15 protein-coding genes are annotated in these 14065 nt (G+C 29.6%); all 15 read right to left on the reverse strand.

The features are described from left to right. Window positions 1-28 precede the first annotated feature (28 nt). The 15 genes from Q1A15_RS16450 to Q1A15_RS16520 all read right to left on the reverse strand — a co-directional run bounded on the left by Q1A15_RS16450 (window position 29) and on the right by Q1A15_RS16520 (window position 14041). Entirely contained in the window at window positions 29-1897 is a 1869-nt protein-coding gene (locus tag Q1A15_RS16450; protein ID WP_299626500.1) for a hypothetical protein, read from the reverse strand. A gap of 286 nt (window positions 1898-2183) precedes the next feature. After that, window positions 2184-2489, reverse strand: a complete 306-nt coding sequence (locus Q1A15_RS16455; protein ID WP_299626503.1) for a hypothetical protein — start codon at window positions 2487-2489, stop codon at window positions 2184-2186. A gap of 26 nt (window positions 2490-2515) precedes the next feature. Next, a complete protein-coding gene (locus Q1A15_RS16460; RefSeq protein WP_299626506.1) occupies window positions 2516-3199 on the reverse strand; it encodes an RNase A-like domain-containing protein in 684 nt (227 codons plus the stop codon). Between the two features lie 14 nt (window positions 3200-3213). Further along, the gene (locus tag Q1A15_RS16465) at window positions 3214-4995 is read right to left on the reverse strand and encodes a hypothetical protein (protein ID WP_299626509.1); all 1782 of its coding nucleotides are present in this window, start codon (window positions 4993-4995) and stop codon (window positions 3214-3216) included. Between the two features lie 134 nt (window positions 4996-5129). After that, window positions 5130-6626, reverse strand: coding sequence for a GH3 auxin-responsive promoter family protein (locus Q1A15_RS16470; RefSeq protein WP_299626512.1), 1497 nt, complete (start codon window positions 6624-6626; stop codon window positions 5130-5132). Window positions 6627-6681: 55 nt separating this feature from the next. Beyond that, window positions 6682-7548 carry a M23 family metallopeptidase gene (locus tag Q1A15_RS16475; RefSeq protein WP_299626515.1) on the reverse strand — a complete coding sequence of 289 codons (867 nt, stop codon included), beginning with the start codon at window positions 7546-7548 and terminating at the stop codon, window positions 6682-6684. A 47-nt stretch (window positions 7549-7595) separates the two neighbouring features. Then, on the reverse strand, window positions 7596-8180 hold the full coding sequence (gene nadD, locus Q1A15_RS16480) for a nicotinate (nicotinamide) nucleotide adenylyltransferase (protein WP_299626518.1): 585 nt from the start codon (window positions 8178-8180) through the stop codon (window positions 7596-7598). Between the two features lie 15 nt (window positions 8181-8195). Next, window positions 8196-8786 (reverse strand): guanylate kinase, encoded by a 591-nt coding sequence (gmk, locus tag Q1A15_RS16485; RefSeq protein WP_299626521.1) that lies wholly within the window; start codon window positions 8784-8786, stop codon window positions 8196-8198. Then, complete coding sequence (locus Q1A15_RS16490; protein ID WP_299626524.1) at window positions 8786-9652, reverse strand: YicC/YloC family endoribonuclease; 867 nt, start codon at window positions 9650-9652, stop codon at window positions 8786-8788. The genes gmk and Q1A15_RS16490 overlap by 1 nt, the downstream gene beginning before the upstream one ends. Window positions 9653-9682: 30 nt before the next feature. Beyond that, entirely contained in the window at window positions 9683-10582 is a 900-nt protein-coding gene (locus Q1A15_RS16495; RefSeq protein ID WP_299626527.1) for a DMT family transporter, read from the reverse strand. Between the two features lie 102 nt (window positions 10583-10684). Further along, window positions 10685-11599, reverse strand: a complete 915-nt coding sequence (locus Q1A15_RS16500) for an alpha/beta hydrolase (protein ID WP_299626530.1) — start codon at window positions 11597-11599, stop codon at window positions 10685-10687. Between the two features lie 13 nt (window positions 11600-11612). Next, a complete protein-coding gene (locus tag Q1A15_RS16505; RefSeq protein WP_299626533.1) occupies window positions 11613-11984 on the reverse strand; it encodes a DUF2200 domain-containing protein in 372 nt (123 codons plus the stop codon). 41 nt (window positions 11985-12025) lie between these two features. Continuing rightward, complete coding sequence (locus tag Q1A15_RS16510; RefSeq protein ID WP_299626536.1) at window positions 12026-12541, reverse strand: alpha-ketoglutarate-dependent dioxygenase AlkB; 516 nt, start codon at window positions 12539-12541, stop codon at window positions 12026-12028. A gap of 1 nt (window position 12542) precedes the next feature. After that, window positions 12543-13400, reverse strand: a complete 858-nt coding sequence (locus Q1A15_RS16515) for an alpha/beta hydrolase (RefSeq protein ID WP_299626539.1) — start codon at window positions 13398-13400, stop codon at window positions 12543-12545. Between the two features lie 53 nt (window positions 13401-13453). Beyond that, window positions 13454-14041, reverse strand: a complete 588-nt coding sequence (locus Q1A15_RS16520; RefSeq protein ID WP_299626542.1) for an RDD family protein — start codon at window positions 14039-14041, stop codon at window positions 13454-13456. Window positions 14042-14065 lie beyond the last annotated feature (24 nt).

The following is a 14065-nucleotide window of genomic DNA, read 5'->3' on the forward strand; positions in this document are numbered from 1 at the left end:
AATATTCCTGCCTTTTTTGTTTTAATTATTACTTACAATTTTCACAATATAAAGCTCGTAATTCTATGTTTTCTAATAACTGAAATGTAACTCCACCTTTTAGTGATGCATTAAAAATCTTACAAAATCGTTTAGGATTCATATTTAAAGCATTAAGAATTGTTGCTTTGTAAGCTGTAGTTTTAGTTAGGTTCTTATCTGTAATAGTTAAGTTTAGATAATAAAAAAGTAAATCTTCATCTACTGTAATTTGTTTAACTTTATTTTCTAAAAGATCAATAGCATCGTAAATATTAGCATAATAAGTTAAAAACTGAGCTAAACTTAAATAGTCGTAATTGGAAAGAGGAAAGTTTTCGTAAGTATCAGTAATAAACTCAATAGATTCATCTTTTTCGTCGTAGTTTCTATTTTGTATATCTTCTTGAGCTTTTATAATATGAAAATTCACTAGCATTCTATCAATCAAAGCCTCTTTAATACCTAATTTCTTCAAGTTTAAAATTTCCTGTTTAAACTTATTTTTATTAATTTTTCTAGCTCTATTCTTCCAAATAATAAATTTCAATACAGTTAAGTTATATTTAATTTTTTTGTTGTTAGGTTGTAACTTTTCTAAAGCTAGCAACTCTTGTTCAACAATAAGAGTTTGAGATATATTAATTAAATACTTAATCATACTGTTTTTAGTAAGCAGATTAATATATTTCTTTTGTTTAGGAATATTCATTTTAGTTAAAGCATCAGGAGAAAGCTTATCCTTTACCTTATCTAAAATTGTGTTTTGAATAGTATTAGCTTCTTGTAAATCATTATTCTTAATAGCGTCATTAAAACGAGTTGTTAACTCTTCTATTTTTAACGTTTTATACTTGTCTTTCTTTTCTAGCGAAAGTGTTATTACCGCTTTTCTGTGATTTTTTAATATTGATTCTAATTCTTTAGCCTTATTGCCTACTATTTGTGTTTTAACTTCTTTTTTTGATAATTTACTCAAGTTTGAAAATGAGGTGTTTTTTATATCATTTAAAAACTCTACCCAGTTCTCAGACGAAGAGATTTCTGTAATTATATTAGGCTTTTGAAACGATTGTATAGAGCTTGCAATACTGTTCGCTCGTTGTTTTTGTAGTGTAATATTTCGTTCAACACTTCCTTCAATAGAGGCATATGCTTTAATAGCTATTTTTTTGATATTAAAATTAGTTAAACGTAACGAATCGTATAGAGGTTTAATATCCTCTGGTTTATACTCAGATTTATTTTTTTCAAATGGAATAGTAAATTTTAATGTTTTATACTTCGTTATCGTATTTTCATTAACCGTTGTGATTTTTTGATTTTTATAGGTCAATGAATCTAGATATACCCCCATATCTAATAAATCCCAAGGGTAAGCTTGTAGATTGTAAATATTATAATATTGACAGAGTGTTTTATTTTGCAAGAATAAGATGTTGAATTCTAATTCTTTATCTTGAAGATTAGTCGGTATTTTTCCTACTAATACTCTATAGTTGCCATTAACGTTTTTCTTTAACTTTCGTTTAAGTTGCATAGCGTAAGTAGGAGGTAATAATGTTCCTCGTATTTGTTTGTTATCAACTACTTTATTACAATTGTAACGTTCTTTAGATACAATGTCTATTGCAATACCGTCTCCTGTTTTTTTAAATAGAATATCAAACCATCTTTTGTCACTAATTTCAAAAAATAATTTTTCTCCTTCTGTTTTAATGCCAAAGCTTACTTCTTTAGGCTTTTGTTGAAAAGCTTGTAAAAAGTAATTGCATTTACTTTGTCTATCAGTGTTTGGAAAATAAATTCCGTAAGTATTTTGTTGAGAGTTAATTTTAAATACTATAAATAATAGTATAAAAAGTGTTGTTTTTTTCATGATTTTTCGTTAAAAAAAACCAACGCATATTTGCGTTGGTTTTGTCTGGTAAAAATATGATTTTAATTATTAATATTATTTATCTAGACTTTGTAAGAATTCAAGCCACAATATAATTATTTCTTCAAATATATCAGTCTTTATATACCTGTCTGAATCCTTAGAAGCTTCTTTTTTACCTTTTATTATATCATTTTCATGGATAAAGAATGTTATTTCTTTTTCGACATAGGCACATGATATTTCTGAACTTTAGAATCTCTTCATAGAAAAATAGAACTAATTTTTAATATTCAATTATTTTAAAGTTTTTATTCCCTTGAGAATTAATAACCATTAGAAGTAACCATTTATATGCTTCTTCATCAGTGTTTTCATCTAAAGGTATATTAGCAGCGTCAGATAATAATTTGAAAGGAGTATTTTTTTCCATGTTTCTATTTATTATTAATCTTATAATATCCTCCCAATAATCTTTATAATTATTTTTATTTATCAGAGATTCTCTAAGACCTATTATTCCATCTTTATAAAAATTATCTCTGAAAAACTCATTGAGTATACTTTTTAATTTTTGTTCTGCTTTGTCCATAAGTATTTACGAATTTAAGAAAATTATTATAGATTAGGATATGCGCTATCTAAAATATATCCATCAGGATTAGTTGTGTCTCTTTTAAGGGCAATTACAATTTTATTAGTTTCAACAGGTGAAGATATAGGTGAGTTTCTAGTCCCAATATTTGTATATCCAGAACCAACTTTACTACCATAATTATACTCGAGCGTTAAATAATCATCACTAGAATTAAAGTGCGTTTCAATAGTATTTTTATGATGTCTATAAGCCTTGTTAACTGCATCTTTATGAATTAGATCAGAGTCAAACTTTAGAGCAGATCTTGATTGAGGGAAATTTGGGTGTTGACCTAAAGCTCTTAATCTCATGTCGTTATCTGTCAAGTGTGCTCCGTGTCTTGCTTTTGAGTGACCACCTAAAAGTTCTTCAACATCAATGTTGATTTCATTATTTCTTCCATTTTGAACATAGTCTAATATTTTAGGATCTTTTTTAAAGAATTCATCGGCTTCTAAATCATCAAGTTTTTTCCATGCAATGATTAAGTCAGGATCTTCTCCTATAGCATTTTTTAATTGCGGATTAATATTAATCTCATCAATAAGATTTCTAAGTATAGGACAGTCATTATTAATTAAGTTTAATGTTCTATTAGCATTACTTTGCGTAAAAGATAATTGTGTTGCTAAAAGGAAAATTATATATAAAATTATTTTTTTCATTGTTTTATTTTTTGTTAGTTACAATCTATTCTTTGGAAAGCTTTTATAATATCTGGATCATTTCGTAAAATATCATCTAGCCCAAAGTCATCAAGCTTTTTACTTGTTTTTGTAAACGCTTCTATTTCATCTACACCTCTTACGATTAAATTTCCAGCGTCATCAGTAAGTTCAAGAACATCGTCTACTACTTTTGTTCTAAAGCCTTTGTTAATTACTTTAGCCAATGGCTCAAGAAAATCAACTATTTTAAGCCAAGCATTAGCTAGTTTAACTCCAATTTTTGCAGATTTCACGAATCCTTTAATAAAGCCAACTCCAAGAGCATCGACTACTAAACCGCCAAGTCCTAAAGCTAGAGCAAATGTGTCTCCATTATCAAAATCTTCAGCTATGTTTAGAACGTCACTGAATGGTATATTAGCTAATATTATTTCTAAGGCAGCACTCCCAAACAATTGTCCTACAATTTTCCACTCGTCGACATTGCTAGGCCAGTATCTCTTCAAATCATGTATCGATGGGAAAATTGATATTGCATTTTCTATTTTTCTAATTTTGCTGTGAATACCATCGATATTAGCTATGTCAGTTGTAATTTTTACTTTTAAAACCAAATCAGCAAGTTCAGCAACTTCTAGATTAATTTTTTGTCTTTCAACTATATTTAGATCAACGTTTTTTAATTCAAGTAAATAAGGCTGAAATTCACTATATCGTTCACCATCAATACTTATTAAAAATAGATTTACTAAGTCTACGAAATTTATCATCTCATATTCACTAGTTAAATCAGCAACAGTTCCTTGATTGATGAAAATGTTAATACTTTTATCAATTAAAGTTACTAGCTCTGGAGAATAACCACTTTCTATATATAAGTTTCCAAATTGGTTAGCTAGATCTCTATTAGTGCTAACCCATAATTGTTGTAAAGGAGATAGTTTTCTAACAAAATCTGTGAAGTTTTTATCATTAAAGGCACTGGCTACTGGTGCTGTAATTGCTGAGCTACCACTTCCAATAGAAGCTCCTGAGTTATCTCCCGATCCAGTTCCAGAATTACCAGAAGTATTACTGTTATCATTTCCTACAGAACCACCATTAGATGAACCTCCACCAGAAGAGCAATCTTCTTCATTTAAATAAGTTACTTTACAATTAGTTCCAGTAGGTTTAAGTATATCACCGATACATCCTTTTCCTATTTGGCTTCCATCTTCATGTCCTGGAGTATCACAGTAAATATTTTCACATTTTATATCTTGAATGTCAGAAAATGTGACACATTCATTTCCTCGAGATAATAGTAATTCACCTTTTAATGATTCAACTTTTGTTTTAGTATCATCAATGAAACCATTTTCATCAACATAATAAGTCATAATATGCTGTTTGAAGTCTCCATTAGGATAACTAGTTAACACATAATTAATCATTATGTTTGATGACATTTCTTTTTTGAAAGCAGGAACAGTATAACTATTGTAAAACTTTGTGCGAAGCTCCAATATGTTATTTTTATCTAAGGATAAATAATTCGTGCTAGAGCCTCCTTTTTTTTGCAATCTAGTATTATTGCTATTTATGTTTGTTAGTTTATGAGCAGCACTTCTATTTTTGGTTTGAAGTTTTTCAAAAGTTAAAATTGAACTTTCAAAATGATTAGCGTCATTTTCTTCAACAGGTATTAATTGGTCATCATCATTATTACAATTATAAAGAATAGTAGGTAGGATGAATAAGATTAAAAGCCGTATTAATAACTTGTTATTAGCTCTTTTTTTAATTTTCATTTGGGTTTAATATTTACGTTAAAAAAATGTTTTATTGCTTAGTAGTTAACGTAAATTGAAAATGTTACCCATAAAAAATAAAAAATGTTTTTTTGGAATGAAATTAATAATTTTTGAAAGTGTAGAAAACTTAATTAATCCACTAAGAAACCTTCTAAAACATCAGCTATTTTACGGTTATCAGAAAGTTGAGGTATTTTGTTCTGTCCTCCAAATTTCCCAATAGATTTCATGTATTCATGGAATCCACCTTTTTTTACTTTTCGGATAATTAACGGACGTAATACTTTTCCTTCAATTAAATCTTGATAGTAGATATTCTGTTGCTGCATCGAAGTATCAATTTTTGCAGCCATTTCTTCTAAATTATCTGGCTCATTTTCAAACTCAATAAACCACTCATGATATGGTAATCCAGATTCTGGATTTACTTGGGGAGCCACAGTAAACTCACTTACATTTATATTGGTTCCAATAATAGCATCGTTTAATGCTTTTTCAACTTCTTTACCAATAACATGCTCACCAAATGCAGAAATAAAATGCTTAATTCTACCTGTAACTTTAATTCGGTATGGAGACAATGAAGTAAATTCAACAGTATCGCCAATATTATATCCCCAAAGTCCGGCAGTTGTATTTAATATAATAACATAGTTTACCCCTAATTGTACATCTTTTAATGAAATACGAGTTGGATTTTCATCAAAGAATTCAGTAGCAGGAATAAACTCATAAAAAATACCAGAATCGAGCTGTAATAACATTCCTTTTTCTTTTTGAGAATCTTGAAATGCGATAAAACCTTCTGAAGCTGGATACAATTCTATATAATCGATTTTTTTACCAATTAAGGCTTCAAATTTATTCTTATAAGGTTCGAAATTAACTCCTCCGTAGATAAAGAAATTGAAGTTAGGGAAAATCTCAGATATTGTTTTTCCTGTTTTATCAATCAACTTTTCAAAATACATCTGAACCCAAGAAGGAATTCCACTAATAACACTCATGTTTTCAGGTAATGTTTCTTCAACTACCTTATCTACTTTTGTGTCCCAATCTTCAATGCAATTCGTTTCCCAACTTGGTAATCTATTTTTCAATAAATAATTAGGAACATAATGCGCTACAATTCCGCTTAAACGACCTAATTTAATTCCGTTCATATCATCTAAAACCGGACTTCCTTGTAAAAAGATCATTTTTCCATTTACAAAAGAAGCATCTTTAGTTTCATTAATATAAAATAACAAAGCATTTCGTGCCGACTTAATATGTGTTGGCATCGATTCTTTAGTGATTGGAATATATTTAGCACCAGATGTTGTTCCAGATGTTTTAGCAAAGTAAATTGGTTTGCCTTTCCATAAAATATTTTCTTCTCCAGCAACCATTCTATCTACATACGGACGTAAACCTTCGTAATCGTTAACGGCAACACGTTCTTTGAAATCTTCATAAGTATTGATTGAAACAAAATCATGATCTTTACCGAAAGCTGTTTTACATCCTTCTGTAACTAAGTATTGAAATACTTTTTCCTGTGTTTCAATAGGTTTAGAAGCCCATTTATTAACTTGTTTTACAGCTCGTTTTGCGAAAGGAATTGCTAAAAGAGATTTTAAAGACATAGATTTTTATTTTGCTTGAAGTTTAAAACTTGAAGATTTTAGTTAGTGCTAACTATTACTGAAAATTAATATAACTTGTTGGATTTACAGGATATCCGTTATTCCATAATTCAAAATGAAGATGCGGACCTGTAGTTAATTCACCTGTAGAACCTACGCTGGCAATAACTTCTCCAGATTTTACAAAATCACCTTGTTGTTTTAATAATTGGCCATTGTGTTTGTATACTGAAACATAATTATTAGCATGTTGTACAGTAATAATATAACCAGTTTCTGCAGTCCAACCTGAAAGAATTACTGTTCCGTTTGCAATAGCTTTCACAGGAGTTCCAGTTTTAGCCACAATATCTATAGCAAAGTGTTTATTTGCAGCATTAAAAGATTGTGTAACACTACCAGTAATTGGAGCAAAGAATACAATTTTTGCTTTATTAGAGTTACCAGCGGCTAATGCGTAGCGATCTTTTTGTTCAATTTGTTCTCTAAATTGTAAATCTTGAGGTGTGGCATCTAATTTTTTATAGTCGATAGTAGTTTTATCTACTTCATTTCGAATTGAATCTATTGCATCGGGTTGCACATCACCTGTTAAAACCGGACGAATAGCTTGTGTAAACTTTTCTAATACAGCTAAACGGATACGTAAAGAATCTGCTTTATACGTTAATCGACTAGCATCTTTCTTTAATTTCGTGGAAGAATAACCTGGAATGTATTCTTTTAAAGAAGTAAAAGCGATTAAAAATGTAGTAAGTGTAATTAACAATACAGAGAAAATACCGCCAAATACAAATACGTTTAAACGAGATAACTTTAACGAAAAACGTTCTTGAAAAGTATCTTCATTTAGTACTACCAATCTATATTTATCGGTAAGTTTTTGTTTTAATTTACTCGGTTTTTTCTTGTTTTTAGCCACGAATACTAGGTTTGGAGTATCAAATATACAACGAAAAAATAGGACAACTATTTTTTATAGAAATTCATGTCATCAATGTATTTCCAAACTTCAGCAGTAAGTAGTGGTTTTATGTTTTTCTTTTCTTTGATTGCGTTACGAATCATAGTTGAAGAAATTTCTACAATTGGAGCATCAACTCGATTGATTTTTGGATGATTATCGAACTGAGTTTCTACTTTTCCTTCAGAAATTCGTGGATAAACATATACTTGATGCTCTTGTAAAATTACCTCGTAATTTTTCCATTTATGAAGACTTTTTAAATTGTCTTCTCCCATAATTAAACTAAAGTTATAATCAGGATATTTATCAGAAATATGTGCTAAAGTATGAACCGTATAGTTCGGCTGAGGTAATTTAAACTCAATATCTGAAGGAGAAATTTTATCATAATCTTCCGTAGCTTTAAACACCATTTCTAAACGATGATGATTATCAAGAAGAGAACTTTTTTTCTTGAAAGGATTGTGTGGCGTAACAACCATCCAGATTTCATCCAAATCAGAGTTCTCTACCATATGATTGGCAATAATTAAATGACCAATATGAATAGGATTAAATGTTCCGAAATATAATCCGACGTTTTTCATGAATTCTGTTGACTTCTAATTTTTCTCTAAACCAATAAAGTCTGAAACTAGATCTTCTGCTTCTTGTAAAGCTGTACTTAAATCGTAGTTTTTTATAATAGTATCGAATTGAGGAGCAGTAGCTAATTCTACAGAAGCTTTAGCAATTCGCATGTTGATTTTATCTTCGCTTTCTGTTTTTCTTTCCTTTAAGCGTCTTTTTAATTCATCAACACTTGGAGGTTTTACAAAAACAGCTAATGTTTCTTCAGGAAATTTCTTTTTAATACGTAATCCACCGGCAACATCAATATCAAAAATTACGTGTTTTCCTTCAGACCAAATACGTTCTACTTCGGTTTTTAAAGTTCCGTAGAAGTTTTCAGTATATACTTCTTCCCATTCTAAGAATTCTTCAGATTTAATTTTCTGAATAAATTCATCTCTAGAGATAAAGTAATAATCAATTCCGTCTTTTTCTTCTCCACGTGGAGCTCTAGAAGTAGCAGAAATTGAAAACTCTAAATTAAAGCGTTCTTGTGCTAATAAATGACGAACAATTGTTGTTTTACCAGATCCAGATGGTGCTGAAAACACAAATAATTTTCCTTGAAATTCTTTCGCCATTATAATACGTTTAATATTTGTTCTTTAATTTTTTCTAACTCGTCTTTCATTTGAATTACTACTTTTTGTAACGGAGCATAATTTGCTTTCGATCCGGTAGTATTTATTTCTCTTCCAATTTCTTGAACGATAAATCCTAGTTTCTTTCCGTTAGAATCTTTAGTATCTAAAGTTTGTAAGAAATAGTCTAAGTGATTTGCTAAACGAACTTTTTCTTCGTTGATATCTAACTTTTCTAAATAGTAGATTAATTCTTGTTCAAATCTATTTTCGTCAACCTCAACTTTTAAATCATCTAAAGCTTTTGCTAGACGTTGTTTTACGTTGTCAATTCGCTCTCCATCCATTTCATGAACTTGAGCTAAACAAGTTTTTATGTTAGCAATACGTTGTTTAAAATCATTTTCTAACGAAGCAGCTTCATCAGTTCTATACTGAACAATGTCTTTTAATGCTGTGTTGATATGATTTTCAATCTCATTCCATTCATTTTCATCTAATTCCTCACGCTCAGTCTTTAAAGCATCTGGCATACGAACTGCCATTTCTAATAATTTTACATCATCAGAAGTACCAACAACTACAATATCTCTAAGTTGATCGATATATTTATTTACAACAGCTTTGTTTATTGATGAAGAAGTTTGATCTGCAGTAATTTCAACATAAATAGAAAAATCAACTTTACCTCTTACTAAAGCAGAAGCTAGTTTTTTTCTAATGCTTAATTCTTTCTCTTTGTAGTATGAAGGAATACGTGTATTAATGTCTAAATTTTTGCTATTAAGCGATTTAATCTCAATAGTTACTTTTTTAGTAGGAAGTTGTAATACGGATTTACCGTATCCTGTCATTGATTGAATCATAGGTTGTTTTTAATTGGCTGTAAAGATACACTATTTGCTTGTACTCTCGGTAGTTTGTTTAGAAACCAAGTACACACCAACGAATATTAAAACACTAGCTAAAATTTTAATAGTGTTTAATTGATCACTTCCCACCAATAAAGCATAAATACTAGCTACAACAGGTTGTAAGTAAATAAAAACACTTACTGTAGTTGGTTTTAATTTTGATAATGCAAATAGGTTGAAAAGATATGTGATACAAGAAGCAAAAATAACTACGAATCCAATTCTTAAATAACCCGATGTTGGTATAATTGACCATTGCACTTCTGAGAATTCTGATATTCCGAAAGGAAAAACAAAAATACATCCGAAGAAATATAACCATCTGATAAACGTAACAGGCTTATATTTTGCAACTACTTTTTTAACAATAACCAAGTACATTCCGTAGGATGCAGCATTAATAAATACTAAGAAGTTTCCTAACATCATGTTTTTTGCATCTGCTCCTGGTTCAGTTCCGTAAACAATAAGAACAACCGCACCGATTAATCCAATAATAACACCGATGATTTTTGTTAATGTTGGACGTTCTTTAATTAAAATACTCGAAAAAATAAGTACTAAAATCGGCGAAGTTACCATCATTACTGATGCACTAATTGGTGTTGTATAATTTAAACCTTTAAAAAAGGTAAGCATATTTAATGCAATACCGAAGAAAGCTGATAAGGCAATGGTTTTATAGTCACCTTTTTCAATTTTATCGTTTTTAATAAATAAACTTAAAAACCAAAATACGGCTGCAGCTCCAAACACACGTAGAAAAATAAAACCAAAAGGTTTTACGTAATGTGGCATTACTTCTTTAGCTACTGTAAAAGTAACTCCGTAAATAATAGTAACCACAGAAACTGCTAATAACGCTATAACTCTAGTGTTCATTTTAGTCGCTTATTTAAATTTAGCGGCAAAGGTCGAATAAATTTTCTATTCTGAAGTTGAAATGTTTGAATATTAACTAGAAGGATTATTTCAATGAAAATTTTACTGAATTGGGTTCTGTTTTGTTGAATCTAGATTTCTGTTGATAAAATCAAGTAGCTCTTTTTTATACGTTATTCCGCCTTTTTCAAATAAATTATGATGACCGCCATCTTTTACATTGATGAACTTTTTATCTTTTGAAGCTAAGTTTTTAAACAGTTGTTTTCCGAATACAATAGGAATATTTCGATCATCACTTCCGTGAGCAATTAAAACTGGTTGCGAAATGTTTTTTACAGCTTGAATTGGTTTTACTTTATCTGGATTGAAATTGGCAATTTCTCCTGCTTTTTTTAGACTGAAATCTGATAAAAATTTTATTCCAAAACCTTTAAGTAAGTTCTTTTTGTATTGAAAAACAATTTGATCTAATTCGGTAAAAGTACTTTCGATCACACCAAATGCTATACGTTTGTCATTTTCTAAAGTCTGCAAAGCGATTGCTCCTCCTAATGAATTCCCCCATATTCCAATTTTTAAGTTGGGAGCTTTAGTTTTAATTAGATCAACAATTTTCGACACATCGTTTTTTTCATAAAAACCATACGTACAAAACTCGCCTTCACTTTTTCCATGCGCGCGTCCATCAAATAAAATAGATTCAATTCCTGATATTGCTAATGTTTCAGAAAGTTCTAAAAAGTGTTCTTTACAACCACCAATTCCGTGAAGTAATATTAATATTCCTTTAGGTTGTTGATGTTGAGATTTTATCCAGTATCCATTTAAGGTTAAACTATCTTGGGTATTAACTGTTATTTCCTCAAAATCCAAATTTAAATCCTTTGGAGTTTTAGTTATAGAAACTCTAGGAGGTTTAATGATTGCATACGGAGCAACATTATTAAATATCACATAAATTCCTATTCCTAGAAATAAAAGGAATGTGATTAATAATTTATATCTCTTTTTCAAAGCTGATAAAGTTTTATGGTTTAGGCACTCTTAAAATTTTTTCCATTTTGCGACCTTTTGCTAATTCATCAATAAGTTTATCTAAGTAGCGAGTTTGTTGTGTTAGCTTGTTTGTAATTTCTTCAACTCGATATCCACAAATTACTCCTGTAATTAAATGAGCATTCGGATTTAGATTTGCTCTTTCAAAGAAAGTTCTAAACGTTACTTTTTCATCAATCAAACTTTGTATTTCTTCAGAAGTAAAACCTGTTAACCACGTGATCACTTCGTGCAGTTCATCTACCGTTCTATCTTTTTTCTCAACTTTAGTAACGTAGTGAGGATAAACAGAAGCAAATGTCATATTAGCAATTCTTTCGTCGTGATGTGCTGTTGATTTCATGAGTATGAGATTTAGAATTCAGGAAAATAAGATAAAATAAATTATTTAATCTTCCTGAAAGTCAAACTGATTCGTCCTAAATCGGTATTTGTTTTAGGTATAGCGTGTTGCCATTCTTTTTGCACAGCATCAGTCATATAGAATAAAGACCCAGAACTTAAGAGATAATCTTTAGTAACTTCTTTTGCATTAATTTTCCTAAATCGAAGTGTACGAGTTTCACCTAAAGAAATAATTACAACACCTGTATTTTCATTAAGAATGTCGGTTTGATCTGAATGAAATCCCATGCTAGATTTTCCATCTAAATAATAATTAAGCAAACAATTATTAGGTGTAAAACCTAACTTCTCTTCAATATTTCTGTTAATAGTTTTTAATTCTGGAATAAACTCTTGATCTGGATAACTAATTTGAGAGTAATTATAGGCAACACCAAAACTAGCTGTTTTTCGAGCCGCCATTCTTTCGTCCCAATTTACGTTTGTAATTAAATGATTAAATAGTTCATTAGGATTGGCAATACAATTCTCAATATACGTAATACCTTCAATCATATTACTGAATCATTTTTAAGAAGTGATTTACATATTCATTTTCATGATTATAAATTCCTCGAATATGTTTACCGTTTATATCCCAAAAAATACTGCTGTTTTTAGGCGCGTTTTTATAAAGTTTTTTTCCTAGTTCATACCTAACTTGTTTATCGATTTTACTATGCGCAACTACGATAGGTATTTTTATGTTTTTTATTTCTTCTTCAGCAGGAAAATCATTATTCATAACTAATGGAACAACCCATTTGAAATTTTCTAAATGTAAAGCTCTTGCATATTCTTTACCGATATCAGGAAAAGAGCTAAAAGTACCTTCTAAAAATAAACCACGTATTTTATCTTGTCTTTTATTAGCTGTCATAGTTGCAAATGCACCACCAAGTGATTGTCCCCAAATTAAAATAGGTTTCTCTTTTACATTTGGCAAAGCTGCAATTTTATCAAACATCACTAAAGCATCTGCTTGTATTGTTTTTGAGTTTTCTGCTTTACCTGTCGATTTACCAAAGTCTCTACGCTCGTAACAAAAAATCTGAAAACCTTTGTTTAATAAAGGTTGATATGATTTTTGAACCGACATTAAATGCATTCCTTTTCCTGAAAAATGGAATATTGTTCCAATTGTAGGAATAGAGTCTGGTTTAAAAAGAGCTGCATGAATTTTGGTATCTTCAGTAATATCAAAATAAAACTCTTCATGATTAAAATCAGATTTGAATTCACTGTATTCTAATCCGTTCACATGATAAATCATTGAGTCTGAAAAACGAGAAAATCTTAAATAAGAAATACCAACGATAATAATTGTTGCAACTACAATTACGATCCACTTTAAAATTTTTAATAGCCTTGTCATTTGAAAGTTTTTTTTAGGTGAGACAGTATGTTTTTGAAATAGGTTACAAAAAGTTAAGCTTTTACAACTCTTGTTTCAGAAATTGTATCGTGCCAACCAGAATCTTCATTACCAAAGAAAGAGAAAGGTTCAAAAGGAATGAACCTACAAATAGTTCTCAAGAATATGGTATACACATTAGGTTTCTCACCATTTTTATCAACAACTTTTGTCTTAGTAATAAACTTAGCTAAACTTCTACCAGTCGTAGCTTCAAAAATAATGTAGTAAATGGTACGAAATATTAATCCTAAAAATAAATCTAATATAGGACGGTCTTGTTCAAAAAATGTAAGAGAATCAGGAGAAATAAGTGCTACTGTTACTCCTAAAATTATACTACAAATTAATATAAAAATATATCCAAAAATAAAATCAAGTATAAAATTTGCGAATCGAATTTCTTTTCCTACTTCTTCATTAATTGTTTCAAATTCTTTGAAAAGAATTTCGTTTTTTAGTTCTGTGTTTTCAACGAAAAGATTACATGAATTTTCAAAAGATGCTGGTGCATCAGTTAAACCACACACAATTCCTTGTTTGAAATCTAATTTTTGATTTTTACAAATTTTACAGAAGCTCAAACGTTCTTCTCTAGTCATAGTCTTTAATTTTGTTAGTTGTAA

The organism is uncultured Tenacibaculum sp., from assembly GCF_947495995.1.
Taxonomy (GTDB): Bacteria; Bacteroidota; Bacteroidia; order Flavobacteriales; family Flavobacteriaceae; genus Polaribacter.